Genomic DNA, 25,322 nt, shown 5'->3' on the forward strand with positions numbered 1-25,322 from the left:
GGGGCATCTTCGGATACGGGAACGTGAATGATGGCAAAGACACCGGGTAAAAACACAAGCGGACGCGGACAGCGCGATCTGTTCGTCAAAGTGAAAACAGCACGCGGGCGCAAAACGTCGTCCACGCGGTGGCTGCAGCGTCAGCTGAACGATCCCTATGTAAAACGCGCCCAAATCGAAGGTTACCGTGGTCGCGCCGCGTTCAAAATCATGGAGCTGGACGATAAATATCGGTTCCTAGTTCCCGGTGCGCGCGTTGTCGATTTGGGCTGTGCCCCAGGTGGGTGGTGTCAGGTTGCCGTGCCGCGCGTGAACGCGTTGGGCGAAAAGAAGGGTAAGAAAATCGGCACCGTTCTGGGCGTCGATTTGCAAGAGGTTGAACCGCTGGCTGGCGCGGAAATTCACCAGCTGGATTTTCTGTCTGATGACGCGGATGATCTGGTCAAAGGCTGGCTGGGCGGTGAAGCGGACGTTGTTATGTCTGACATGGCGGCGTCATCATCGGGCCACAAACAGACCGACCACTTGCGCATCATTACCCTTTGCGAACACGCAGCCTATTTCGCGTTCGACGTTTTGGCCCCCGGCGGCACATTCGTGGCCAAAGTTCTGGCAGGCGGCGCCGAAGGCGAATTGATGAAAACGCTGAAAAGCAAATTCAAAACCGTCGCGAACATCAAACCGCCGTCGTCGCGGTCGGATAGTTCGGAAAAATTCGTCGTCGCGCTGGGGTTCAAAGGCCGCGAAGGCGAACACCGCAGCGACGAAGAAGAGTAGGGGGCGTTACGCCCCCGTTCTTTTAGGTAGCTTCCAGTTCGCACGCGGGAAATGGCAGGTGTACCCATTGGGGTTTCGCACCAGATAATCCTGATGTTCGGGCTCTGCCTCCCAAAAATCGCCAGCGGGTTCGACCTCTGTCACGACTTGGCCGGGCCACATGCCTGATGCGTTGACGTCTGCGATAGTGTCCAGCGCGACGGATTTTTGATCGTCGTTCAGGTAATAGATCGCGGATCTGTAGGACATGCCGATGTCATTGCCCTGACGGTTTTTGGTTGTTGGGTCGTGGATCTGGAAAAAGAATTCCAGGATCGCGCGGTAATCGGTTTGGGTGTCGTCATAGATCAGCTCGATCCCTTCGGCGTGGGTGCCGTGGTTGCGGTAGGTCGCATTCGGCACATCGCCGCCCGTATATCCGACGCGCGTGCGTAAAACACCCGGTTGACGTCGGAACAGATCCTCCATCCCCCAAAAACACCCACCTGCTAGAATTGCGGTTTGTTCAGCCATGTTTCATTCCACCTGATCAATGTATTTGCCGTACCCTTCGGCGTCCATTTCGTCCAAAGGCACAAACCGCAGCGCTGCTGAGTTGATGCAATAGCGCAGCCCGCCACGATCCGCTGGCCCATCGGGGAACACATGGCCCAAATGGCTGTCGCCGTGTTTGGAACGCACCTCGGTACGAACCATGCCGTGGGACACGTCACGCAATTCGACGATGTGATCGGCTTCGATGGGTTTGACAAAGCTGGGCCAGCCGCAACCCGATTCATATTTCGTGCTGGATGCAAACAGCGGTTCGCCCGACACGATATCGACGTAGATACCGCGGTCTTTGTTGTTCAGGTATTTACCCGTGCCTGGGCGTTCGGTGCCCGACTGCTGGGTCACATAGTATTGTTCTTCGTCCAATGCGGCGATGGCATCGGGATCGCGATGATAGGTTGTCATGCGGCCTCCTTCGTTTAGGCCCAATATGGTGCGAAAACGGGGAATAACAACGGCAAAGCGTGATCACTAAGTGATGAGGTCGGTGTGGTCTGTTGGGTAAATTCTGGCGGAGAGACAGGGATTCGAACCCTGGGTGGGCTTGCACCCACAACGGTTTTCGAGACCGCCCCGTTCGACCACTCCGGCACCTCTCCGCGCTGGTGAGGGGGCGTTTAAAGGGAGTTCGCAGGGCGTGCAAGAGCAAAATCACGAAAAAGTTTCAAACGACGAAAATTCCTGATGATTGGGACCTTGGAAACCGATGTGGGCGGTTCTACCTTGGCGCTATGAACAACTTATATACCTTCGCCGCTGCTGCATTGGTCGCGTGTCCTGCCGCTGCGCAAGATAATAATCAGGCAGAGCGTTTGTTTGATTTGCTTGAACAACCCGCGTTCATCGAAATCTTGGTCGATGAAGGCCAAGCGATGGCTTTTGATATTGCGTCAGAAAATTTTTCGACCGTTTATCTGGACGCTTGGGACACGAAGGTAGACGCTTTGTTGGATGCCGATGCCATCGAGGCGTCTATGTTTGCGCAATTCGAAACGGCGTTGGACGGTGTCGATGTTGATAGCTACGTCACCTATTTTGAAGCAGGGGTCGGCGCGGACATCATTGCCGCTGAAATCGCGGCGCGGTCCATCATGTCTGATCCGGTTCTATCGGCGCAGGCCATTGAAAAGGCATATATGGAAATGCCAATGGGTCGATTTGAACAGATCGACACATTCCTAAACGTCAGCGGCTATATTGAACAAAGCGTCGCCTTTGCTTTGACCGACCAATATAATTTTGCGCGTGGGTTACTGGATGGCGGCGTTATTCAGGGTATGACGGAATCCGATCTGGCCGCGATGGTTTGGGATCAAGAGGAATTCATTACCGACGCCACCAATGAATGGTTTCAGGGGTATCTATACCTAGTGTTTGAAAATCTGTCTGACGATGCCATCGGTGAATTGATCGCCTTTACGGATTCTGATCAGGGGCGTACGTTAAATCAGATATTATTGGCGTCGCAGGGTGATCTGTTTAGCATGATCAACTATGAACTGGGGCGCGAGGCAGCAAAGTTCATGATTCAGACTGACCTTTAGCTTGACTTTATCCCCAACCCGTTAGATAAGCCGCGCACTCGGGGCGGAATCTGCCCCGTTTACTGATTCAATACAGCCCAAATAGGGCGCGCAGTTCACGGGCGGCATAGCCAGCAACACAGTAGTGGCCCCAGCGACGCGGAAGATAAGGAAGATTAGCATGTTTGCGGTTCTGAAAACCGGCGGCAAGCAGTACAAAGTTGCTTCGGGCGACGTTCTGCGTGTCGAGAAACTGGCAGCCGACGCTGGCGAAAAAATCCAGTTCAACGAAATTCTGATGGTTGGTTCGACTGTTGGCGCACCTCTGGTAGACGGTGCAGCTGTCCAAGCTGAAGTCATCGACCAGATCAAAGGCGAAAAAACGATCTCGTTCGTAAAACGCCGTCGTAAACACTCGTCCAAGCGTACCCGCGGCCACCGTCAGCAACTGACCCTGGTTCGCATCACCGACATCCTAGAGTCGGGCGCTGACAAATCGGGCGTTAAAGCTGCAATCGGCGCAGGCTCGGTTTCGGGCGCTGCTGTTGCTGCTGCTGCACCTGCGAAAGCCGCTGCTCCTAAAGCGAAAGCTGAAAAAGCAGCTCCAGCTGCTGCTGGCGCAGACGATCTGAAACAGCTGTCGGGCGTTGGCCCAGCACTGGAAAAGAAACTGCACGAAGCTGGCGTAACCACTTTTGCACAGATCGCAGCATGGACCGAAGCTGACGTCGAAGAATTCGGCGAAAAACTGTCGTTCAAAGGCCGTATCGAGCGTGAAGGCTGGATCGAACAAGCCAAAGAACTGGCGAAATAAGTTAGGTATAGGAGAGAAACATGGCACACAAAAAGGCAGGCGGTTCCTCCCGTAACGGTCGCGACTCTGCGGGTCGTCGTCTTGGCGTTAAAAAATTCGGTGGTGAAACCGTTATTGCAGGTAACATCATCGTTCGTCAGCGCGGCACCAAAGTTTGGGCTGGCGAAGGCGTAGGTATGGGCAAAGACCACACCCTGTTCGCAACCGCGAACGGCAACGTCAAATTCCACACCGGCCTGAAAGGCCGCACCTTTGTATCGGTTCTGCCAGTGGCGGAGGCCGCTGAATAAGACCGAGACCCAAGGGTATCAAATTAGGGGATCGGCATCGCCGGTCCCCTTTATTGTTTTATTTACTATGTGCTTTCAAAACAGTCGGAAGGGGAGAGCCGCCCGTTTTGAAGTGTCGTCTATCGAGGAGGAAAATGGATGCTCGATAAAACTATGGATTTGCCTGTCATCACGACAGATCGGTTCGTTCTACGGCCGTCGCGTCCATCGGATGCGGGGCTGATCAGCCACTATGCGGGTGACGAACGTGTGGCACGCGGCACGCGGTCGATTCCGCACCCGTTGCCACCGGGCACGACCGAAGCATTTCTGGAACGCGCCGCAAACCCGACCCGTGACGAAGATGTCTGGATCATTGACGGCAAAGCGTCTGATCTGGCCGAAGTCTTGGGCGTCGTGAGCCTTGAACGCATGGATCGCGGCCAGTCCGAGATATTCTTTTGGGTGGCACCTGCGTTTTGGGGCACCGGTATTGCCTCGGGCGCTGTGCAGGCGATGATCGACGCCAACCCGCATGGGTCCGGTACCTACTTTGCCGAAGTGTTTCAGGACAACCCTGGATCGGCCCGTGTTCTAAACAACTGCGGTTTTACCTACCTTGGTGACGCCGAAGCCTATAGTGTCGCACGCAAGGCTACTGTGCCAACGTGGACTTATACGCTGAAATTGACCCGATAATCGGGGCGGCTTTCAGGCTGCCCCTTGAGCAAAGCCGCGCAACGCGATAGGCCAAGCGCAAACGACCTGAAAGCCGCATTCGATGAAATTTCTTGATCTCGCTAAAGTATACATCCGCTCGGGCAGCGGGGGGAACGGTTGCGTTTCCTTCCGCCGTGAAAAATACATCGAATACGGTGGTCCCGACGGCGGTGATGGCGGTCGCGGCGGCGATGTCGTGGTCGAAGCGGTGCAGGGCCTGAACACCCTGATCGATTTTCGTTACCAACAGCATTTCTTTGCCCAAAACGGTCGCCCCGGCGAAGGCCGCGCCCGCACCGGTGCATCGGGCGACGATATCGTTTTGCGCGTACCCGTTGGTACCGAAATCATCGATGAGGACGAAGAAACCATTCTGGCTGACCTGACCGAAATCGGTCAGCGCGTCATTCTGGCCAAAGGCGGCAATGGCGGCTTTGGTAACCTTCATTTCAAATCCGCAACGAACCAAGCGCCACGCAGCGCAAACCCGGGTTTGGCGGGCATCGAACGCACCATCTGGCTGCGTTTGAAACTGATTGCGGATGCAGGTCTGCTGGGCAAACCGAACGCGGGTAAATCCACGTTCCTTGCTGCGACGTCGAATGCGCGTCCGAAAATTGCGGACTATCCATTCACCACTCTGGTCCCGAATTTGGGCGTGGTTGGCGTTGATGGCCGTGAATTTGTTGTCGCTGACATCCCTGGTTTGATCGAAGGCGCATCCGAGGGGCGCGGCTTGGGCGATATGTTCCTGGGCCACGTTGAACGCTGTGCGGTTCTGCTGCATCTGGTCGACGGGTCGGGCGGCGATCCTATTGGCGATTATCAGACGATTATTGACGAACTAGAGGCATATGGCGGCGATCTGGCCGATAAACCGCGTGTCACCGTTCTGAACAAAATCGATACGCTGGACGAAGAAGAACGCGAATTCATCAAAGAAGAGCTGGAAGCCGTCGCCGACGGCCCTGTGATGCTAATGTCCGGTGTTTCCACCGAAGGCGTGACCGAAGTGCTGCGCGCATTGCATGCGGAAATTGACGCACGTAACGCGGCAGAACTGGCCGCCGATCAGGAGGAAGAGCCTTGGCGTCCTTAACCTCTGCTAAACGGATCGTTGTAAAAATCGGTTCGGCGCTGTTGGTTGATCGCGACAAAGGCACCTTGAAATCCGATTGGTTGCGGTCTTTGGCCGACGATGTCGCGTGGCTGCGCGGGCAGGGCATCGACGTTGTGTTGGTGTCCTCTGGTTCGATCGCTTTGGGTCGCGAAGTGTTGGGTCTACCGCGCAAAAACCTGCCCTTAGAGCAATCTCAGGCCGCTGCGGCTGTGGGTCAAATCCGGCTTGCGCGCGCATACGAAGAAATATTGGCGCCGCATGGCATTAAAACCGCGCAGGTTCTGCTGACGTTGGAAGACACAGCAGATCGCCGCCGCTATTTGAACACCCGCGCTACGATGGAAACATTGATCGGTCTGGGCGTGACCCCGATCGTCAATGAAAATGACACCATCGCGACGGATGAAATCCGTTACGGCGACAACGACCGTTTGGCGGCTCAGGTTGCTGTGACTTGCGGTGCGGACCAATTGATCCTGCTGTCGGATGTGGATGGGTTCTATTCGGGTAATCCGAATATTGATGACACAGCCCAACGTTTTGACATTGTCGAACGGATCACGCCAGAGATTGAAGCCATGGCAGGTGACGGTGTATCGGGCCTGTCCAAGGGCGGCATGATCACCAAACTTCTGGCGGCTCGTATGGCGACCGATGCGGGATGTGCTATGGCCATAACGTTAGGATCGCGCATCAACCCATTGAAGTCACTGGAAAATGGTGACGCATCAACGTGGTTCATAGCGCATGACGATCCACAGGCCGCACGCAAACGGTGGATTGCAGCAATGAAAACCAGCGCCTCCGTGGTCGTGGACGGCGGTGCCGAGGCGGCATTACGCCAAGGCAAAAGCCTATTGCCAGCGGGCGTGGTGTCCGTAGCGGGGCGTTTCGGCCGTGGTGATCCCATAGAAATCACATCTGCGAATGGCGCGCATTTGGGCATTGGATTGTCGCGCTATACAGCAGCGGAAACGCAGTTAATCCTTGGTCGCAAAAGCGCCGAGGTCGAAGAAATTTTAGGGTACAAAGGACGCGCCGCTTTGGTTCATCGTGATGACATGGTGGTGCAATTGATGGGAGTAGATCGATGAAAGATAACGAAAATATCGCAGAATTGGTTGCTTCGATCGGGCAGCGTGCGCGCGCTGCTGCAACACAATTGGCCCATGCATCGGCAGAACGTAAACACGCCGCATTGATCGCGGCGGCGGATGCTGTTTGGAAAAATCGCGCTGATATTATTGCAGCAAACGCCGAAGATCTGGAATTTGGCCGCGGCAAAGGTTTGTCCGACGCGATGATGGACCGTCTGAAATTGGACGAAGACCGCATTCAAGGCATCGTCGATGGTTTGCGCACGATTGCCGAACAAACCGACCCTATCGGCGCTGTGCTGCAAGAATGGGATATGCCTTCGGGGCTGCACATCAAACGCGTCCGCACGCCTTTGGGCGTGATCGGCGTTATCTACGAAAGCCGCCCGAACGTGACTGCTGACGCAGGCGCATTGTGCCTAAAGGCAGGCAATGCCGTCATTCTGCGCGGCGGTTCGGAAAGTTTTCATTCCAGCCGCGCGATCCACGCCTGTCTGGTCGAAGGCCTAAAGGCCGCGAACCTGCCAGAGGATTCGATCCAATTGATGCCAACCCGCGACCGCGAAGCCGTGGCCGAGATGTTGCGCGCCGTTGACTATATCGACGTGATCGTGCCTCGCGGCGGTAAAGGTTTGGTCGGTCTGGTCCAGCGCGAAGCCCGCGTGCCTGTCTTTGCCCACCTAGAAGGCATCGTGCACGTGTATCTGGACAAAGACGCCGATCCTGAAAAAGCCCGCAAAGTCGTAATGAACGCCAAAACCCGCCGCACGGGTATTTGCGGCGCGGCAGAGTGTTTGCTGATCCACCGTGATATCGCCGCGACCTTGGGTCAGTCGATTGTCGATGATCTAAAGTCGGCTGGGGTTCGCGTTCACGCAGGCGAAGGTTTAGACGGTACAGATGTCGCGACCGACGATGATTGGGGCCGTGAATATCTGGACATGGATATTGCGGCAAAGGTCGTTGACGATCTGGACGGCGCGATTGCGCACATCCAGAAATACAGCTCGAACCATACCGACTGCATCATCACCGAAGACCCAGCAGCGGTTGCTAAATTCTTTGAACGTATCGATAGCGCGATTCTGATGCATAATTCGTCGACACAGTTCGCTGATGGCGGTGAATTCGGCATGGGTGCCGAAATCGGTATTGCGACAGGTAAAATGCATGCGCGTGGCCCGGTTGGGGCCGAACAGCTGACCAGTTTCAAATATCTGGTCAGCAGTGATGGGGCGCTGCGCCCTTAACCCTGTAGGGTTAGGGACGTGTCGTCGTAGTCGAATTCAATCGGGCCAGAGGCTGCCAGCACGTTGAAATGAACATGTGCTGGTGGCAATTCTGTCGTGGCGCCATTCAGGACGGCCTCTGTTTCTGTGGAAATTGTGATCCGGCGGCCAGTTGCTGTCACGGTCCAACCCGATTGATCCGCTGTGATCGTGATATCGCCGCCCAAAGGTGTCATCGTTTCGGCGCATAGCATGGCCAGCAACATACGGCGGACGTCGCAACGCGGTGCGGTTCCCGCGCGCCAGACAAAACAATGACGCGCGCCTTTGGATAGCGTATCCAGCAGTTTAATCATCTCTGCTTCGGCCACCAATGCGTCGGACGCCGGCCCAAAGCCAAAGCGGAACAGCTGGATACGCGCAGTTGCATTGGCCAGACTGTCGCGGATCAATGACATTTCTTCGCTTGGCGCGACCCCCGATAATTCAAGAAGTTCGACGCCATTGCAAACCGCGCTAAGTGGGTTCACAAGGTCGTGGCAAATTCGCGAACCAATCAGGGCCGCAAGGTCAGGTGATTGTGTCATTCCGCCTCGGAGTTATTATGAGTCTAAATTCCATACTTGAGCCTGGCATGTTGGTCCGCCACCCAAATCAGCCTGATTGGGGCGTTGGCCAAGTTCAATCCAACATCGCCGACCGCATCACTGTCAATTTCCCAGAGGCTGGAAAAGTCGTGATTGATGGGCGGCGCATTGTTTTGCAACTTGTTCACACCGATAGCTTCTAAATCAGTAATTAGTTTGCAATGGTTAACGGATGGTAACCAGTCTCAATACTTGCTTTTACGGACGTGTTGCGATTAAACCGCCGTCAATTTGACCCAACTGACACGGACCCATGATCGCACTAAACGAAAAGCTGTCTGTCCGTCTTGCGGAAACTGAATCTGACATTCGTGCCGCGCAGCGTCTGCGCTATGACGTGTTCGTGCTGGAATTGGGCGCCCAAGGTGCAAATGTCGATCACGAAAATAGATTGGAAACGGATCGCTTTGATGCGTATTTCGATCATCTTTTGTTGATGGATCACAGCCGTCAGGCATCTGATCAAGTGGTCGGGGTTTACCGTTTGCTACGATCTGATCAGGCCGCAAAGATCGGCGGTTTTTATTCTGAAACGGAATATGATCTGTCTTCGCTTAAATCCTCTGGTCGGCCGCTTTTGGAATTGGGGCGGTCGTGTCTGCATGTCGATTATCGCGGCGGGCAGGGCATGTATTTGCTGTGGAATGCCTTGGCCGACTATGTGACCAAACATGGAATCGAGGTTCTGTTCGGCGTCGCATCGTTTCATGGCACTGATTTAGCCCCAATCTGGCCCAGCATTTCATATCTTCATCACAGTCATCTTGCGCCCGAGGATTTGCGCGCGTCGTCAAAATCCAACCCGAACACCGCGTATATACCGCCCGCAGACATCAACCGTGTACAGGCGATGAAAAACACCCCTTCCTTGATCAAAGCCTATTTAAAAATGGGCGGATTTATTGGGGACGGCGTGTATATCGATACCGCATTCAACACGACTGATGTGTGTTTGATCTTAGATACCAAACGGATGAGCGAAAGCCAAAAACGATTGTATTTCAAAGGCCGTAGCGCATGAATATGATGTGGGATCCCGACATGCCCCCGCCGTCAATCGAACGGGGGCCATTCGGTTATGTCAAAGCTGGATTTCGGGCTTTGGGCATGTTGGTGATTATTCTGCTGGGGCTATGCGTCTTTTTGCCTTTGCGGCTGATCGAGGTGCCCATTTTCGGAGCAGCGCGTCCTTTGTCGCCTTATGTGACGCAGTTTGTTTGCCGCAATGTTCTGCGTGTTGTGGGGATCAAATATGCGATCAAAGGCGCGCCGATGAAAACATCGGGGGCCGTTGTAGCGAACCACGCAAGCTGGCTTGATATTTTCGTCCTTAATGCCCGGAAACGTATTTATTTCGTCGCAAAATCCGAAGTCGCAGGCTGGGCCGGTATCGGATTTTTGGCGCGGATCACAGGAACAGTTTTTATCAAACGTGATCGAAAAGAAGCATCCAACCAGATCAACGTATTCCGTGATCGATTGGCCTTGGGCCATAAATTGTTGTTTTTCCCCGAAGGTACGTCGACAGATGGGCGGCGGGTTTTGTCATTTAAACCAACGCTTTTCGCGGCATTCTTAACGCCCGAATTGCGGGGCCAGATGAACATTCAACCCGTTTCAATCATCTATCAGGCGGGTCCGAATATGGCGCCACGCCAATACGGATGGTGGGGCGATATGGCCTTTGGCACCCATTTAATCGCGACCTTAGCGGCAAAGCGTCAGGGCCGCGTCACGGTCGTCTACCACCCAGCCGTCAGCGCATCGGATTATACCGACCGCAAAGCGCTCGCTCGTGATCTGGAAACCACCGTGCGGTCATCGCTGGACGAATTTGGGGTGCTAGACGCATAAAGCGCCCCGCAGGGCGCTTTGATTTTACACTTTGATCGCGTCGGTCAGGGTTTTCAGTGCTGCGACTGGATCGTCCTGTCGCCAGATTTCATCGCCAATGCCAAAGAAATCCGTGAACGGTGACAGTTGGCCGATCAATTCAGGGGTCAACGCGCCTTCGGCGACCACGGGCACTTCGATCATTTGCGACCACCATTGGAACAGATCCAGCGGTGCTTTTTCGCCCGTACCCAGCGGCGTTTCACCCACGGGGCCAAAGCTGATGTAATCTGCGCCTAGCTCGCCAGCGGTCATGCCGTCGTGGCTGGAATTGCCGCAGAACGCGCCGACGATGGCATCTTCGCCCAATTCTTTGCGGGTTTTCATCACCGAACGCGATCCGTCGGTCAGGTGGACGCCGTCCAGACCCAGACGTTCGACCAGCATCAGGTGTGTATCAATCACCAATGCCACATCGCGTTCGTGGGTCACTGCGCGCAGCGCATCGGCGGCGCGGGAAATGCGGTCTTCGTCGCGGGTGGCAAGGCTCAGCCGCACACATGCGATATCAGTGCTGTCCAACACTTTGCCCAGTTGATCGGGAAAGGTCGACAATTCAAAATCGGTCGGAGTGATGAGATATAGCTGCGGGAGTTCGGCTGCGTCGGTCATCATAGGCCTCAAATAACGGTTTTGCGGTGATATAACGGTGATCGCGCGCCACGGAAAGGGGCAATGCCGCTTGCCAGCCAAAGGGGTGCATCGTATGACCCCGCAAACGCTGAAAAAGGATACGCCATGCCGACCGGAGCGCCTCAACCCAGTTTCGTCCTGATCCGCCCGCAGATGGGTGAAAACATCGGTGCCGCGGCACGGGGCATGTGGAATTTCGGGCTGGACCGTATGCGGGTTACGTCGCCGCGTGATGGCTGGCCAAACCAAAAGGCCGTCGCGATGGCATCTGGTGCGGGCCGTCTGCTGGACGAAGCGCAGCTATATGACAGCACCGCCGCCGCTGTTGAAGATTGCACCTATGTCTACGCCACCACGGCCCGTCCGCGCGGATTGACCAAACCCGTTCTATCGCCCGAAGCCGCCATGTCCGACGCCGCTGAACGGATTGCGCGCGGCGAAAAGGTCGCCGTGATGTTCGGCCCAGAACGGGCAGGGATGGAGAACGAGGATATCGCGCTGGCCAATGCGATCATCAACGTGCCCGTGAACCCCGAATTTTCGTCGCTGAACCTTGCGCAATGTGTGTTGCTGACCAGCTATGAATGGCGCCGCGCGTCCACGGATATCGTGCACGAACGCATGGATGCCGAACAGGACATCGCGACCCAAGCCGAAGTTGAAAAGCTGGCCGAACATTATGAGGGCGCATTGGACACCGCTGGTTTCTTTTTCCCCGAAGAAAAAGCCGCCAACATGAAGGTGAACCTGCGCAACCTATGGAGCCGCATGCCGCTGACGAAACATGACGTGCGTATCCTGCACGGGGTGATGCGTCAGATGGTCCGCTGGAAGGAACGCGGCTAACCCTTGCCGATACGGGGCCCGCGACTTAGGTTCCCAGCCAAATACTGATGGAGAGACCGATGGCGCAAACGCCGCGCAAATTGTTCGAAGAGGTCGGGGACACCCCGAAACAAACCGCAGCACCTGGGCAGATCGACGCGAAAAATCGCGGCGCACGGGGTGCGATCCGTATTTGGCTAATGGTGATCTTTGCGCTGGTCGCGTCGATGATCGTTGTCGGCGGTTTGACCCGCCTGACAGACAGCGGCCTGTCGATCACTGAATGGAACCCAGTGATGGGCGCTGTGCCTCCGCTGAATGACGCGGACTGGGCCGTGGAGTTTGAAAAATACCAATCCAGCCCCGAATACCAACTGCAGAACACCGGCATGTCCATGTCCGAATTCCAGTTCATCTATTGGTGGGAATGGGGCCATCGCCAATTGGGCCGCGTGATCGGTTTGGTGTGGGCTGTTGGGTTCTTTGGCTTTTTGGCGGCGCGTAAAATTCCGACGGGCTGGACAAAACGCCTGTTTTTGTTGGGCGTTTTGGGCGGATTGCAGGGCGCGATTGGCTGGTGGATGGTCCATTCGGGCCTGAATGAAACCGCACAAGAAATCGGCCGCACGGATGTGGCATCGTACCGTTTGGCAACGCACCTTGGTTTGGCGTTTGTCATCTTGGGCTTTACCGCGTGGTACATTTTCCTGCTGGGCCGCCCTGAATCCGCGTTGATGCAGGCGCGCCGCGACAGCAACCGCAAACTTTTCGGCATGTCGACGGGCCTGATGCATTTCGGGTTCTTGCAGATCGTTCTGGGCGCTTTGGTCGCGGGTATCGATGCGGGCCGCGCGTTCCCAACATGGCCGCTGATGGGCGATAGCTTTTTCCCGCCCGACCCATTCCTGATCGACCCTATCTGGCGCAATTTCTTTGAAGACGCAGGTCTGGTGCAGTTCATCCACCGCATGTCGGGCTATCTGCTGTTGATCTATGGGTTCATTGTATGGAACCGTGGCCGCAAATCGTCCAATGGTAAAACCCGCACTGCGTTCCACGCTGTTATGGCGATGCTGCTGATCCAGATGGTTCTGGGCATTATGACGGCGCTGTATTCCGCGCAGCTGCATGTTGCGATCACCCACCAGATTGGTGCGATTGTGATGTGGGTGCTGATCCTGCGTGCCCGTTACCTGTCGCAATACCCATTGCCGCAATCGATCCGAGGAAACTGATATGACCGCCTATGACGACCTGCTTGCCTTTGTTCGTGACACCCAAGCGTTAGGCGAAATTGCCGGTCGTCTTGGGTGGGATCAGGAAACGATGATGCCTTCGGGCGCTGCCGATCAGCGCGCCGACGAATTCGCAGCCATTGAATCGGTCCTGCATGCCCGCCGGACCGATCCGCGCATCGGGGAATGGTTGGAAACGGCGCAGGCGCCCGATGAAATTGGCGCCGCCGTATTGCGTCATGTGCGCCGCAGCTATGACCGCGCCAACAAAATCCCCGCGAAATTGGCGACCGATCTGGCGAAGCTGACGTCCAAATCCCAAGGCATCTGGGCCGCCGCCCGTGCCGACAATGATTTTGCCGCCTTTGCCCCGACATTAGCCGAGGTTCTGCGCCTAAAACGCGAAGAGGGCGCAGCATTGGCCGCTGGCGGCGCCATCTATGACGCGATGTTGGATGATTATGAACCAGGTGCCAAAGCGTCTGATCTGACGGCAATGTTCGACGCGATGCGCCCGCGTCTGGTAGCATTGAGAGAGGCCGTTCTGGCCCAGCCCGCGCCGAAACCCGTCCAAGGCCAATTCGACGATACCCAGCAAATGAAACTGTCGCAGTTGCTGGCGGAAACATTCGGCTACGACATGACCCGTGGCCGCATCGACAAAGCGGTGCACCCGTTCAGTTCGGGGTCGGGCAATGACGTGCGTATTACCACTCGCACTGCGGCTGATGATCCTTTCAATTGTTTCTATTCGACCATCCACGAAGTCGGCCACGCTTGTTACGAACAAAACATCGATCAGGCGTATCTGCTGACTCCGCTGGGATCTGGTGTGTCGATGGGCGTGCACGAAAGCCAAAGCCGCATTTACGAAAACCAACTGGGCCGTAGCCGTCCATTCACAGGATGGCTGTTCGGCAAAATGCGCGACGCGTTCGGTGATTTCGGCATTGATACCGAGGACGAATTCTATGCTGCCGTGAACCGCGTTCAAAACGGGTTCATCCGCACGGAATCGGATGAACTGCAGTACAATCTGCACGTCCTTCTGCGCTACGATTTGGAACGCGCGCTGTTGTCTGGGGATCTAGAGGTCGCTGTTCTGGAAACCGCTTGGAACGATCGGTTTGCCGCTGATTTTGGATTTGCCGTCGATAAACCTGCGAACGGCGTGTTGCAGGACGTGCATTGGTCGCTGGGCCTGATGGGGTATTTCCCAACGTACAGTCTGGGCAATGTCTATGCGGGTAATCTGTACACCGCATTGCGTCAGGCGCAGCCAAATCTGGATGATGATCTGGCAAAGGGTGATCTGACGGGCGCGACTGGCTGGCTGCGCGATAACCTGCAAACCCATGGCGGCCTGTATGAACCGCGCGATACGATTAAACGTGCCTGCGGGTTTGAACCATCCGAGGCGCCTTTGCTGGATTACCTAGAGGCGAAATTCAAAGATATCTATAATTTGTGACCCTACGGCCTATTTGAAATCTTTGAATAGGCCGTTGTCATTTTTGTACCCGTGATCCAACGTTTGGATGGGAGGATACATAATGACATTTGCACTGGATGCCGATGCGCTAAACGCGTTTTTGCAGGATGATTTTTGGCAGGTCAAAGACACGCTAAAAATCGAAGAGGTGACCGAGGAAGGCGTCATTGTACGCCTGACCCCGACGGCGGAAAACCTACGCCCCGGCGGCACGGTTTCTGGCCCTACGATGTTCATGTTGGCCGATTGTGCAGTTTATTTCGCCATCCTATCGAGGATCGGAATGAAACCGCTGACGGTCACAACGAACGCATCTATCGACTATTTGCGCAAACCAGCTGCGAACGCCGATCTGACATGTCACGTGCGACTGTTGAAAATCGGGCGCGTTTTGGCCGTGGGGGATTGTTTGGTCTATTCCGACGGCGTGGATGATCCTGTGGCCACCGCGCGCATGACCTATTCCATACCGCCCAAATAAAAAAGGCGGGGAACATGTCCCCGCCAGGTACAGGAAGAGCCGGGGATATCAGGCCCTCCAAAAGTATTTCGCAGCTTCGGTTTGTGCTTGTTCGCGGGTCAAACCGACATCGAATAGGATGTGATCGGGCATATTTCGCAGCGCCTTTCGGGTTTGGCGGCGGGTGGCCCATGTGTCCATCTTGACCGCGGCTGCAATCATGCCGCGCGATACAACAAATGTTGGCGCAGGGATTGTGATCGTTTGCGGGATGGTCGTGTTCACATAGGTCATGGGGTAAGCCCTTTACTTGTATCGGTACAATCGGATAGTGTGTCCGTGTAAGTTCGATACAATTTGCCGAACATCCTGTCGAGGAATAGATTGTTATGGGTACAATTTGGTTGCCAGATCTGGATCAGTCCAGCGGTCCAAAATATCGTGCGCTGGAAACAGCAATCAAAAAAGCCATACATGACGGTACTTTAGCGCCCGGAACGCGGCTGCCTCCGGTCCGCGAATTAGGGTGGGAGGCAAATGTAACCCCAGGAACCGTGGCGCGAGCGTACAAATCATTGGTTGATTCTGGCGTGTTAGAGGCCGCCGTCGGACGCGGCACATTTGTACCAGAACGATTACGGCCGGTAGAACGGCCCACATTTGATCCGGGCGCGACATTGCTTAGCCCTAGGTTGCCGGACATGGGGCAGGGGGATCTCATTCGGCAGGGTTTTGTTGAATATTCTCATTCAGCTTCGGCTGAAGCGTTGCTGCGTTATCCGCGCCGTGAATTTCACACGCCAGCGCACCAAGCGTTTGCAAAATATCACGCAGATGCACCCATTGGGCCTTTTACCGCGGACGACGTGGTGATCACGCATGGCGGCCAGAATGCGATCATCATGATTTTGCAGACCGTATTACGTGGCACCGCGCCTGTCGTGATGATCGATGACCTGACCTATTCGGGTTTTCGGCGCGCGGCTGAATTGTGTCGGGCCAAAGTGGTGAGCGTTCCGTGGGACGATGACGGACCGGATGTTGTGGAATTCGAAAGGTTGATCCGCGAAGAGGGCGTTCAGGCCTATTGTACCTCTGCCGATGTGATCAATCCCACCGCGCAAAGCGCGACATTAGAGCGACGCAAAGAAATTGCAGAGATTGCGCAGCGGTACAATATTCACGTCTTAGATGACGATTGTTACCGCAACGGACCCCACGAAGGCCCAAGCTATCGACAGCTGTTGCCCGAATTGGGGTGGTACACGACCTCTCCGTCGAAATCAGTTAGTGCTGCGTTACGAATTGGGTTCGTTGTCGCGCCTACAGGGTGGGTCAATCCGTTGATCCGTACCGCGACCTTTAACAGCTTTGGTGTACCTGTCGCGATCACTGCGGTTTATACCTATGTCCATAGCCACCCCGAACTGCCCGGAATTCTGTCTGCCGCGCGGGCGCACATGAACGGAATGCTGAACAAAGCGGTTGATCGACTAAAGCGGTACAATATCCGGTGGCGCAATAATGTCCCGTTTATCTGGCTGGAATTGCCCTATGGCTGGCGCAGTGGTGAATTCTGTCAGGCCGCCGAAGCCCAAGGCGTCTATCTGAAATCATCCGAAGAATTCGGACTGCGCCACAGCCAATCTGTCCACGCCGTGCGCATTGCCTTGAACGGAGAGATCGCTCAATCCGCGTTTAACGACGCCTTGGACAAGATTTGTTATATTTTGGATCATCCGCCTGAACAAATTACCGTTTAAGTTTGGGGTATTATGATACCATATTTGCAAGTCGTTGTTTTTGAACACTTTTTGCGTGAATAAACCTGTTGACTGTGTTTTTGGTGGCTATATAACCCGCCCATCGAATGTAACGGGGGCAAACCCCGCCAACCAGTCATGGTGTGATATGAAAACCTTTTCTGCTACTCCGGCAGACATCGAAAAAAAATGGATCCTGATCGACGCCGAAGGCATCGTTCTGGGTCGTTTGGCTTCGATCGTCGCCACTCGCTTGCGCGGTAAGCACAAGCCATCCTTCACCCCCCACATGGACATGGGTGACAACGTGATCGTTATCAACGCTGACAAAGTTCAGCTGACCGGTAACAAGCGTGAAAAACCAAACTACTGGCACACTGGCCACCCAGGCGGCATCAAATCCCGCACCACTGGTCAGATCCTGGAAGGCGCGCACCCAGAGCGCGTTGTAATGCAGGCTGTTAAGCGCATGCTGCCAGGCAACCGCCTGTCCCGCAAGCAAATGACCAACCTGCGCGTCTTTGCCGGTGCTGAGCACGGCATGGAAGCCCAGAAGCCCGAAGTTCTGGATGTTGCATCCAAGAACAAGAAAAACACGAGGGTCTAATCGATGGCTGATCAAATCAACTCGCTAGAAGAGCTGGGCGCAGCAGCCGGTGAAACCGTTGTTGAAGTCGCAGCACCACGTGAACCAGTACGTGACTCGCTGGGTCGTTCGTACGCAACCGGTAAACGTAAAGACGCTGTTGCACGCGTTTGGGTTAAGCCAGGTTCGGGTAAAGTCGTTGTAAACGGCAAAGACATGTCCGAATACTTCGCACGCCCAGTGCTGCAGCTGATCGTTAAACAACCTGCACAAATCGCAGGCGTTGAAGGTCAGTTCGACGTGATGGCAACCGTTAAAGGCGGCGGTCTGTCGGGCCAAGCTGGCGCTGTAAAGCACGGCATCTCGAAAGCTCTGCAGCTGTACGATCCATCGCTGCGCGCTGCACTGAAAGCAGCAGGCTTCCTGACCCGCGACAGCCGTGTTGTTGAACGTAAGAAATACGGTAAGCGTAAAGCTCGTCGTTCGTTCCAGTTCTCGAAGCGTTAATCTTCGATTACTTACCAATTACGAAAAGGGCTCGCTTTTGCGGGCCCTTTTTGCTTTGGTCGCGCCATGTACCAGCCTGATCATTTTAAACAAATTGACCCATCCGCGATTGACGCCCTGATCGCAGCGCACCCTTTGGCTGCGGTGTCCTATGTGGTGAATAGCGCACCTGACGCGGACCATATCCCGCTATTGCGGGTCGGTTCTGATTTGGTTGGGCATATTGCGCTGAATAACGATATGCACCTCATGTTGACTGATGGGGCGGCGGTATTGGCGATTTTTAAGGCTGAAAACGCCTATGTATCGCCCAATTGGTATCCATCCAAAGCGGACCACCACAAGGTCGTCCCGACGTGGAATTATGACGTTGTGCATGTCCATGGTCGGATCCATTTCGATCACAGCGAAAAATCGAAACGCGCGGTTGTGGGGCGATTGACCAAACATTTCGAAGGGTCGGGTGGTTGGCGCATGGCTGATGCGCCCCCCGATTATCTGGACGGCATGATCGCCAATATTGTCGCCGTTCGGATCGAAATTGACCGGATCGATGCGAAATCCAAGCTGAGTCAGAACAAAGAACAGCGTGACATATCAGGTGCCGCAAACGCGATTGAAGCGAACGGCGGCACAGATTTGGCAGAAAAGATGCGGCGCTATTCGGATAGCGGTTCGAAATAGGTCACGCCGACAGCCGCTGCGCGCGCAAGCGTTGGGTCCAACGACATTGGAATATACTCTCCGCGGCGCCACAGATCGCCCATATCATCATAATAGCGTGACAGCGGATGGCCGGATTGCCCCGTCGAAATGATGAACACAGAACTGTCTGGGTCGGCCAGATCATACACTCCGCGATACCCCGCAGCGTGGACATTTTCAAAAGGTGCGGCAGGGTCGCCCGAGGTCAGGCCTCGCATCAATGTTTGATCACCACCCGAGGTAGACTGCTGGATATTAACGACCCATTTCAACAACGGAGCTTCGTGCAAAATCGGATGGTTGTGAACGGCATTATGGGCGTCGCCCCAACGCAGCGATTCCAGCGCGGGACCATAGGTTTCTTCGATCCAGATGATCGCTTCGTCCAGTGATTGACGGGCGATATCGACACAGGTTTCCGTCGCTGCGGATCGGATAATATCACACCATGCTGCAGCCCCGCCAATGTTGCGATAAACCCGTTCGATGAACAGTGGATCAACATGCGTCAGGCGGTCTGCGGTATTGCCCAGTTCGTCGCGGATCAGGCGATCCTGCAGCGCGCGCATCCACGCGGCATAGATCAACGGTTCGGGCAGATGTTCGTTCATTTCGCCGTTCCACGCCGCCAGCATTTCCAGCGCATGTTGGCGTTGACGTTCGGGCGTGCCGTCTTGTGCCGGATCGCCGGTGAACCAAAGCTCGGCACCGACCAGCGGCAGCAGCGACCGCGCTGCATAGCTGACGGTGTCCAACTGCGCTTCGATAAAGCTTTCTCTGGTGTGGACTTCACGAGCTTGCATCAGGCGCTGCCAACGATAGATCCGCTGACTGTCCCCCCAGACGTAAGATACGTGATCGGGAAAGACGTCGGTGGTGGTTTTATTGTTGGTGTTTCCCAAAATCCCGCCGACCGGATCAATGATTTGCGGGGCATCTGCGTAGTTGCGCATGCCTTGCCATTGGTTTTCGGGCAGATACCCAAATGACGGCATGCGGCCTTGGGTGATGTGGCCAGCATCGCGGACGGGTAGGGCGCCAGCCAATTTCATGCCCAAACCGTTGCGGTCCGCCACCATGAGGTTCACAGCGGGCGCAATAATTGGTTCTGCTGCACGAATTGCGGCACGCATGTTTGGTGCGCGCATCACGTTCAGCCAGCCCGCAATGGTCGTGTCTTGGTCCGACAGGCCGGTCCAATTCATCGTGACCACGTGGCCAGCGGGACGGATGGCGGCCAACCCGAATTGATCAGGTGGCAAGACGGGGCCGTTTTCCGTCCATAGTAATTTCAGAGTGATGGCGGGCGCATCTTTGATGCGGATGATGCTGTCGCGGGTTCGGAACGCTGCCGTTCCGTCAGCGGTGCGATACCGACCTGCGGTTTGCGATACCTGTTCCAGATATAGGTCCATATCATCGACCCAAGCGGTCGTGGCGCCCCAACCCAGAACCGCGCTGCGACCCGACATGATCACCGGTATGCCCGGCATCGTCGCGCCAATGATCCCGCCCGACTGTAGTTCCAACCGCGCGAGATACCATTGGGCCGGCGCGGTTAATAGGTTGTGGGGATCGTTCGCCAACAGCGTGGACCCCGTCGTTGAACGGTTTGGTCCCGCGGCCCACGCGTTTGATGCACCTGTAACGGCAGGGCCGCCGATCGGGTCAATGATGTCAGCAAACTGGTTCGACGGCAGGTTGGGGACCAACGCCGCATAGGACGGTAGATCAACGATGCTTTGCCCCGGTACATCAGGCAGAATATCGCGCAGGCGTTCCTCGGGCAAAAGACGCGAAATATCCGCACGCAGGACTTCGGCCTGTAGATGTCCGCTAGACCGCAGCGCATGAAGCTTCATCAGCGCGATACTATCCCCGGGCTGCCACGGCGCGATAGGCTGATTGAACAGCCACATTTCGGGTGCGCCGCGCCCACGAACGCCGTTGTTCACTTCGTCGAACCATGCGTTGATGCCATCACTGTAGGCATTCAAAACAGACAACGTGTAGTCGTCTTGGTCGTCAACCGACGCGAGCGATAGGTTATACAAATCCAATCGCCGCATCAGAATGTCAGACGGTAGATAGCTTTGCCCGAACAGCTCTGCCATGCGTCCTTGGGCTGTGCGGCGGGCCGTTAGCATCTGCCACATGCGATCCTGCGCATGGGCGAATCCTAACGCGAAAAAGACGTCCGGATCGGTTTCGCCAAAGATGTGCGGTACGTTCGAATTGTCGCGCACGATTTCGATGGGTGCCGAAATATCCGTCGTTTCAATCCGTTCATCGTAATCGGGCAGCGAACGGGACGCGAAATAATAGGCCAGAAACGTCGATGCGACGATCAATCCGAACAGGATTGTCGCAAGGTATAACATCCATCGAAACAGATTGAGCATTCCGGCCCCTTTGGCAGCATCGCTTGGCTGGTCGAACGGACAACCCTAACCAGATAGATTAGGGAATATTCTGACACGCGCACGGGAACAAGTGCGAACCTTATCTTTACTTGGGCAGGCAACCCTTTGCCCACAAAGAAAAACGGGGCCGCTGGGGCCCCGTTCGATGTTTAGTTTTCAGGTAGCAACCCGCGCGGGTTAAACCGCAAGACCAAGAGCAGGATAAGACCCATGGTAAATAGGCGCATGTGGGGGGCTGCCTCTGCCATGCGGACCGCGAACCAGTTCGTTGGGTCCAGTCCAGCCGTAGTGACCTGCGCCAGCCATTGGCCCATGGGTTCCACTTTGACCCAGAGCCACCAGATCAGGAAACCGCCCAGAACCGAACCCAGATTGTTGCCCGATCCGCCGACGATCACCATCACCCAAATCAGGAATGTGAAACGCAGTGGGTGATAGCTGTTTGGTGTCAGCTGGCCATCTAGGGTGGTCATCATTGCCCCCGCGATCCCGCAAACGGCAGACCCTAGGATAAAGATTTCCAAATGGCGGCGGGTGACGTTTTTACCCATCGCGCGCGCGGCTGTTTCGTTGTCGCGGATCGCGCGCATCATACGGCCCCATGGGCTGTGACGCGCCAGTTGCGACAGGACCAGAATGAACACCAGCACCGCAGTGAACATCAGCGCGTAACCGATTTTCACGTAGAGGGTCGACGCCGTTACCGGATCCAAGCCCAATTCTGCGGCTTTGGCGACGAAATCGGCGCTTTGCTGTAGGTCGATTTCATAAGGCACAGGACGCGGCAGACCGTTGACGTTGTTCGCACCGCGCGCCAGCCATTCTTCGTTCTTTAGGATGGCGACGATGATTTCTGCGATGCCCAGCGTTGCAATCGCCAGATAGTCAGACCGCAGGCCCAATGCCGTTTTACCGATGATCCACGCAGCGCCCGCCGCCAACAGGCCGCCCACGGGCCAAGCCAGCACAACAGGCAATCCCAGACCGCCCAGATAGCCTGACACGGATGGGTCGATCGCCTCGACCGCGTTTACGCCGCCGTCGAAAATACTGCGATACGCAGCAAAGCCGATGACCAACATGACCACTGTCGCGATTGCGCGATTGCGGCCTTCGGGCATTTTTTTGCGCAAGAAAATGGTTCCGACCAGAAATGCGGCGCCAACAGCCAAGCCTAGGAAAATACGCGGACCACCAGCGGCCCACGTTTCCTGAACCGGGGCCATCGACGTGATGACCACAGCCAAACCGCCCAGGGCGACAAAGCCCATGATGCCCGTGTTAAACAGACCCGCGTAGCCCCATTGCAGGTTCACGCCCAAGGCCATGATCGCCGATACCAGCGCCATGTTCAAAATAACCAGCGACGTGTTCCAAGAGCCCGAGAATACCCACGTATTTGTGGTGCCTTCTGCGATGAATAGTACCGCCATGATGGCGAAAAAGAGTGATGCTCGTACAGTTTGGGTCATACCGATTGCCCCTTGAACAGACCGGTTGGTTTGAACAGCAGCACGATAACTAGGATCGCAAAGCTGACGGCGAATTTATATTCGGTGGACATCAATTGCATCAGGCTCGATGGTTCTAGGTTTTCTGGCATCAGATAGGTCAGCACCTTTTTCCAGACGTGGGTGATCATGACTTCGGAAAAGGACACGACAAACCCGCCGACGATGGCGCCCAATGGGTTACCCAGACCGCCGACAATCGCTGCGGCAAAGGTGGGCAGCAACAGCTGGAAATAGACGTAAGGCTGATACCCTTTGTCCAGACCGTATAGAACGCCCGCAGTCGTGGTCAGCAGCGCCACAATGATCCACGTGACAATCACAACGCGGTTGGGGTTGATGCCCGACAGCAGCGCCAAATCTTCGTTGTCGGAAAAGGCGCGCATGGATTTACCGGTGCGCGTTTTGTTCAGGAACCAGAACAGCCAAGCCACGATTGCGACAGCGACAACCACGGTCAAAACCTGCGTTGTGCGCAGTCCCAGAGGTTCGGCCAAACCTGTCATTTCTTTGAAATCACGGGCTTTTATAATGAAACGCGTGCCGTCATCGAACGATATGTTTTTCACGCCGGCCAGAAAACGGACAAAGCCGTTCATCATCAGCATCACGCCTAGCGACGCCATGACAAAGATGATCGGAACTGCGCGTTTGGCGCGATAGAAACGGTAAACTGCGAAATCCGTGCCGACCAACAATGCCGCTGTCACAACGACGGCAAAGGGCAGGGCCAAAAGGGCAGTTGGAAGCGGGCCCAGCGAAATGCCCCATGATTGGAACACTGATGTGATGCCGATGGTCACGATCGTGCCAAAGGCCATCGTGTCACCATGGGCAAAGTTCGAAAACCGCAGGATCGAATAGATCAGCGTCACACCCAGCGCACCCAGCGCCAGCTGCGCGCCATAGGTGGTTGCCGGAATGATCAAAAGGTTGGTGATATTCACCAGAGCGTTAAGAAAATCCATCTTAACCTCCCAAGAATGAACGGCGGACTTCGGGGTCTGCCAATAGCTCTTTGCCGGTGCCGGTATGCGCATTTGCGCCCTGCACCAGAACATAAGCACGATCCGCGATTTCCAGCGCCTGTTTGGCGTTCTGTTCGACCATCAGGATCGGAATGCCTGTGCGGCTGACTTCGATGATGCGATCAAACAGTTCGTCCATCACAACAGGGGAAACGCCCGCAGTCGGTTCGTCCAGCAACAGAACTTTTGGCTGAGTCATCAGCGCGCGGCCCACGGCCACCTGTTGACGCTGACCGCCAGACAGTTCGCCCGCCGCCTGATTGCGTTTGTCGCGCAGGATCGGGAACAGGTCATAAATCTGTTCGATCGTGCTGCGGAAATCGTCGGTACGGATGTAGGCGCCCATTTCCAGATTTTCTTCGACCGTCATGGACGGGAAAATATTGCGGACTTGGGGGACGAACCCCATGCCTTTGATCACGCGTTCCTGCGGAGACAGTTTTGTAATGTCTTCGCCGTCCAAACGGACCGAACCGGACCGGACGTTCAGCATGCCAAAGGTGGCTTTCATCGCCGTCGATTTGCCAGCGCCGTTCGGGCCAACAATCACGGCGATTTCGCCAGGGTTCACCGCGATGGTACAGTTGTGCAGAATATCGGGGCCGCGGCCGTAACCGCCGGTCATATTATCCCCGATCAGGAAAGGTTCGGTCATGCGCCCACCTTGTCTTTGTTCTTTAGGCCGGTGCCCAGATAGGCCTCGATCACCTGTTCGTTCGCTTTGATTTCAGCCAAGCTGCCTTCGGCCAGAACCTTACCTTCGGCCATACAAATGACGGGGCCGCAGATTTTGCCGATGAAATCCATGTCGTGTTCGATCACAACAAATGTGTACCCGCGTTCTTTGTTCAGCTGCAGGATCGCGTCGCCGATGGTCATCAGAAGGGTGCGGTTCACGCCTGCGCCGACTTCGTCCAAGAACACAATCTTGGCGTCCACCATCATGGTGCGGCCCAGTTCCAGCAGTTTTTTCTGACCGCCAGACAGGTTGCCTGCCTTCTCATCCGCCAAATGGCTGATCGTCAGGAACTCTAGCACTTCGTCTGCTTTGGCGCGTAGGGCGCGTTCTTCGTCTGCGATGCGTTTGCGGCCGAACCACGTGTTCCACAGGCTTTCGCCCGACTGGCCCGCAGGGACCATCATCAGGTTTTCGCGGCAGGTCATCGAATGGAATTCATGCGCGATCTGGAACGTGCGCAGCAGACCTTTGCCGAATAATTCATGTGGCGGCAGGCCTGTGATATCTTCGCCGTCCATGGTCACGCGGCCCGAGGTTGGCTCAAGAACGCCCGCGATCACATTGAAAAGAGTGGTTTTTCCCGCGCCATTCGGCCCGATTAATCCAGTGATCGAACCCTTTTCGATCTCTAGACTGGCGCCATCCACAGCGTGGAACCCGCCAAAATGTTTATGGAGGTTGTCTACGACAATCATTTGTATCCCCAGCGACGCTTTACGCGTTCATCTTATGGAAAAACGGCGCGGAGATTCCCCGCGCCGTAAATTGGTCTAA

At 55.5% G+C, this 25,322-nt stretch carries 29 protein-coding genes and 1 tRNA gene; 19 read left to right on the forward strand and 11 right to left on the reverse strand.

All coding sequences use genetic code 11. The features are described from left to right. Nucleotides 1–30 precede the first annotated feature (30 nt). The gene (locus ACXAGA_RS13875) at nt 31–777 is read left to right on the forward strand and encodes an RlmE family RNA methyltransferase (RefSeq protein WP_475118130.1); all 747 of its coding nucleotides are present in this window, start codon (nt 31–33) and stop codon (nt 775–777) included. 6 nt (nt 778–783) lie between these two features. On the opposite strand, the gene msrA is transcribed toward ACXAGA_RS13875, so the two are convergent. The 3 genes from msrA to ACXAGA_RS13890 all read right to left on the reverse strand — a co-directional run bounded on the left by msrA (nt 784) and on the right by ACXAGA_RS13890 (nt 1,928). Beyond that, entirely contained in the window at nt 784–1,290 is a 507-nt protein-coding gene (gene msrA, locus ACXAGA_RS13880) for a peptide-methionine (S)-S-oxide reductase MsrA (protein ID WP_475118069.1), read from the reverse strand. A gap of 3 nt (nt 1,291–1,293) precedes the next feature. After that, a complete protein-coding gene (gene msrB, locus ACXAGA_RS13885) occupies nt 1,294–1,734 on the reverse strand; it encodes a peptide-methionine (R)-S-oxide reductase MsrB (RefSeq protein WP_475118070.1) in 441 nt (146 codons plus the stop codon). Nucleotides 1,735–1,838: 104 nt separating this feature from the next. After that, nucleotides 1,839–1,928 (reverse strand) — tRNA-Ser (locus ACXAGA_RS13890). Nucleotides 1,929–2,060: 132 nt separating this feature from the next. On the opposite strand from ACXAGA_RS13890, the gene ACXAGA_RS13895 reads away from it, so the two are divergent. From ACXAGA_RS13895 to ACXAGA_RS13925, 7 genes are all read left to right on the forward strand, one after another. After that, nucleotides 2,061–2,873, forward strand: a complete 813-nt coding sequence (locus tag ACXAGA_RS13895) for a hypothetical protein (RefSeq protein WP_475118071.1) — start codon at nt 2,061–2,063, stop codon at nt 2,871–2,873. 160 nt (nt 2,874–3,033) lie between these two features. Continuing rightward, nucleotides 3,034–3,666 (forward strand): 50S ribosomal protein L21, encoded by a 633-nt coding sequence (locus ACXAGA_RS13900; RefSeq protein ID WP_475118072.1) that lies wholly within the window; start codon nt 3,034–3,036, stop codon nt 3,664–3,666. A gap of 20 nt (nt 3,667–3,686) precedes the next feature. After that, nucleotides 3,687–3,956, forward strand: coding sequence for a 50S ribosomal protein L27 (rpmA, locus tag ACXAGA_RS13905; RefSeq protein WP_086450518.1), 270 nt, complete (start codon nt 3,687–3,689; stop codon nt 3,954–3,956). Nucleotides 3,957–4,094: 138 nt separating this feature from the next. Continuing rightward, nucleotides 4,095–4,634 (forward strand): GNAT family N-acetyltransferase, encoded by a 540-nt coding sequence (locus ACXAGA_RS13910; protein WP_475118073.1) that lies wholly within the window; start codon nt 4,095–4,097, stop codon nt 4,632–4,634. An 82-nt stretch (nt 4,635–4,716) separates the two neighbouring features. Further along, nucleotides 4,717–5,754 carry a GTPase ObgE gene (gene obgE / locus ACXAGA_RS13915; RefSeq protein ID WP_475118074.1) on the forward strand — a complete coding sequence of 346 codons (1,038 nt, stop codon included), beginning with the start codon at nt 4,717–4,719 and terminating at the stop codon, nt 5,752–5,754. Continuing rightward, complete coding sequence (gene proB, locus ACXAGA_RS13920) at nt 5,742–6,869, forward strand: glutamate 5-kinase (protein WP_475118075.1); 1,128 nt, start codon at nt 5,742–5,744, stop codon at nt 6,867–6,869. Before obgE ends, proB begins: the two co-directional genes overlap by 13 nt. Beyond that, complete coding sequence (locus tag ACXAGA_RS13925) at nt 6,866–8,122, forward strand: glutamate-5-semialdehyde dehydrogenase (protein ID WP_475118076.1); 1,257 nt, start codon at nt 6,866–6,868, stop codon at nt 8,120–8,122. Before proB ends, ACXAGA_RS13925 begins: the two co-directional genes overlap by 4 nt. On the opposite strand, the gene ACXAGA_RS13930 is transcribed toward ACXAGA_RS13925, so the two are convergent. Continuing rightward, on the reverse strand, nt 8,119–8,688 hold the full coding sequence (locus ACXAGA_RS13930; RefSeq protein WP_475118077.1) for a histidine phosphotransferase family protein: 570 nt from the start codon (nt 8,686–8,688) through the stop codon (nt 8,119–8,121). The genes ACXAGA_RS13925 and ACXAGA_RS13930 overlap by 4 nt on opposite strands. A gap of 17 nt (nt 8,689–8,705) precedes the next feature. Between ACXAGA_RS13930 and ACXAGA_RS13935 the strand changes: the two genes are divergently transcribed. From ACXAGA_RS13935 to olsA, 3 genes are all read left to right on the forward strand, one after another. Continuing rightward, nucleotides 8,706–8,891, forward strand: a complete 186-nt coding sequence (locus tag ACXAGA_RS13935) for a DUF3553 domain-containing protein (RefSeq protein WP_475118078.1) — start codon at nt 8,706–8,708, stop codon at nt 8,889–8,891. Between the two features lie 110 nt (nt 8,892–9,001). Beyond that, nucleotides 9,002–9,769 carry an L-ornithine N(alpha)-acyltransferase gene (gene olsB, locus ACXAGA_RS13940; protein ID WP_475118079.1) on the forward strand — a complete coding sequence of 256 codons (768 nt, stop codon included), beginning with the start codon at nt 9,002–9,004 and terminating at the stop codon, nt 9,767–9,769. Next, nucleotides 9,766–10,602 carry a lyso-ornithine lipid O-acyltransferase gene (gene olsA / locus ACXAGA_RS13945; RefSeq protein WP_475118080.1) on the forward strand — a complete coding sequence of 279 codons (837 nt, stop codon included), beginning with the start codon at nt 9,766–9,768 and terminating at the stop codon, nt 10,600–10,602. Before olsB ends, olsA begins: the two co-directional genes overlap by 4 nt. Before the next feature lie 24 nt (nt 10,603–10,626). On the opposite strand, the gene ACXAGA_RS13950 is transcribed toward olsA, so the two are convergent. Continuing rightward, a complete protein-coding gene (locus ACXAGA_RS13950) occupies nt 10,627–11,253 on the reverse strand; it encodes a thiamine phosphate synthase (RefSeq protein ID WP_475118131.1) in 627 nt (208 codons plus the stop codon). Nucleotides 11,254–11,379: 126 nt separating this feature from the next. On the opposite strand from ACXAGA_RS13950, the gene ACXAGA_RS13955 reads away from it, so the two are divergent. The 4 genes from ACXAGA_RS13955 to ACXAGA_RS13970 all read left to right on the forward strand — a co-directional run bounded on the left by ACXAGA_RS13955 (nt 11,380) and on the right by ACXAGA_RS13970 (nt 15,307). Further along, a complete protein-coding gene (locus ACXAGA_RS13955) occupies nt 11,380–12,120 on the forward strand; it encodes an RNA methyltransferase (protein ID WP_475118081.1) in 741 nt (246 codons plus the stop codon). A gap of 59 nt (nt 12,121–12,179) precedes the next feature. After that, nucleotides 12,180–13,334, forward strand: a complete 1,155-nt coding sequence (gene ctaA, locus ACXAGA_RS13960) for a heme A synthase (RefSeq protein WP_475118082.1) — start codon at nt 12,180–12,182, stop codon at nt 13,332–13,334. 1 nt (nt 13,335) lies between these two features. Beyond that, a complete protein-coding gene (locus ACXAGA_RS13965; protein ID WP_475118083.1) occupies nt 13,336–14,805 on the forward strand; it encodes a carboxypeptidase M32 in 1,470 nt (489 codons plus the stop codon). A gap of 82 nt (nt 14,806–14,887) precedes the next feature. Then, on the forward strand, nt 14,888–15,307 hold the full coding sequence (locus ACXAGA_RS13970; protein ID WP_475118084.1) for a PaaI family thioesterase: 420 nt from the start codon (nt 14,888–14,890) through the stop codon (nt 15,305–15,307). A gap of 48 nt (nt 15,308–15,355) precedes the next feature. On the opposite strand, the gene ACXAGA_RS13975 is transcribed toward ACXAGA_RS13970, so the two are convergent. Continuing rightward, complete coding sequence (locus ACXAGA_RS13975; protein WP_475118085.1) at nt 15,356–15,580, reverse strand: DUF1127 domain-containing protein; 225 nt, start codon at nt 15,578–15,580, stop codon at nt 15,356–15,358. 95 nt (nt 15,581–15,675) lie between these two features. Between ACXAGA_RS13975 and ACXAGA_RS13980 the strand changes: the two genes are divergently transcribed. From ACXAGA_RS13980 to ACXAGA_RS13995, 4 genes are all read left to right on the forward strand, one after another. Beyond that, nucleotides 15,676–17,049, forward strand: a complete 1,374-nt coding sequence (locus ACXAGA_RS13980) for an aminotransferase-like domain-containing protein (RefSeq protein ID WP_475118086.1) — start codon at nt 15,676–15,678, stop codon at nt 17,047–17,049. Nucleotides 17,050–17,197: 148 nt separating this feature from the next. After that, the gene (gene rplM / locus ACXAGA_RS13985) at nt 17,198–17,656 is read left to right on the forward strand and encodes a 50S ribosomal protein L13 (RefSeq protein WP_475118087.1); all 459 of its coding nucleotides are present in this window, start codon (nt 17,198–17,200) and stop codon (nt 17,654–17,656) included. Between the two features lie 3 nt (nt 17,657–17,659). After that, complete coding sequence (rpsI, locus tag ACXAGA_RS13990; protein WP_475118088.1) at nt 17,660–18,142, forward strand: 30S ribosomal protein S9; 483 nt, start codon at nt 17,660–17,662, stop codon at nt 18,140–18,142. 66 nt (nt 18,143–18,208) lie between these two features. Beyond that, the gene (locus tag ACXAGA_RS13995; RefSeq protein WP_475118089.1) at nt 18,209–18,826 is read left to right on the forward strand and encodes an FMN-binding negative transcriptional regulator; all 618 of its coding nucleotides are present in this window, start codon (nt 18,209–18,211) and stop codon (nt 18,824–18,826) included. On the opposite strand, the gene ACXAGA_RS14000 is transcribed toward ACXAGA_RS13995, so the two are convergent. The 5 genes from ACXAGA_RS14000 to ACXAGA_RS14020 form a co-directional block, all read right to left on the reverse strand. Beyond that, complete coding sequence (locus ACXAGA_RS14000; RefSeq protein WP_475118090.1) at nt 18,802–21,249, reverse strand: penicillin acylase family protein; 2,448 nt, start codon at nt 21,247–21,249, stop codon at nt 18,802–18,804. The genes ACXAGA_RS13995 and ACXAGA_RS14000 overlap by 25 nt on opposite strands. A gap of 170 nt (nt 21,250–21,419) precedes the next feature. After that, nucleotides 21,420–22,742, reverse strand: a complete 1,323-nt coding sequence (locus tag ACXAGA_RS14005; protein WP_475118091.1) for a branched-chain amino acid ABC transporter permease — start codon at nt 22,740–22,742, stop codon at nt 21,420–21,422. Beyond that, entirely contained in the window at nt 22,739–23,749 is a 1,011-nt protein-coding gene (locus ACXAGA_RS14010) for a branched-chain amino acid ABC transporter permease (RefSeq protein WP_475118092.1), read from the reverse strand. The genes ACXAGA_RS14005 and ACXAGA_RS14010 overlap by 4 nt, the downstream gene beginning before the upstream one ends. A gap of 1 nt (nt 23,750) precedes the next feature. Next, a complete protein-coding gene (locus ACXAGA_RS14015) occupies nt 23,751–24,464 on the reverse strand; it encodes an ABC transporter ATP-binding protein (RefSeq protein ID WP_475118093.1) in 714 nt (237 codons plus the stop codon). Next, nucleotides 24,461–25,243 (reverse strand): ABC transporter ATP-binding protein, encoded by a 783-nt coding sequence (locus tag ACXAGA_RS14020; protein ID WP_086450500.1) that lies wholly within the window; start codon nt 25,241–25,243, stop codon nt 24,461–24,463. The genes ACXAGA_RS14015 and ACXAGA_RS14020 overlap by 4 nt, the downstream gene beginning before the upstream one ends. Nucleotides 25,244–25,322 lie beyond the last annotated feature (79 nt).

The sequence above is a fragment of the Marivivens sp. ABH4_498 genome, from assembly GCF_056160585.1.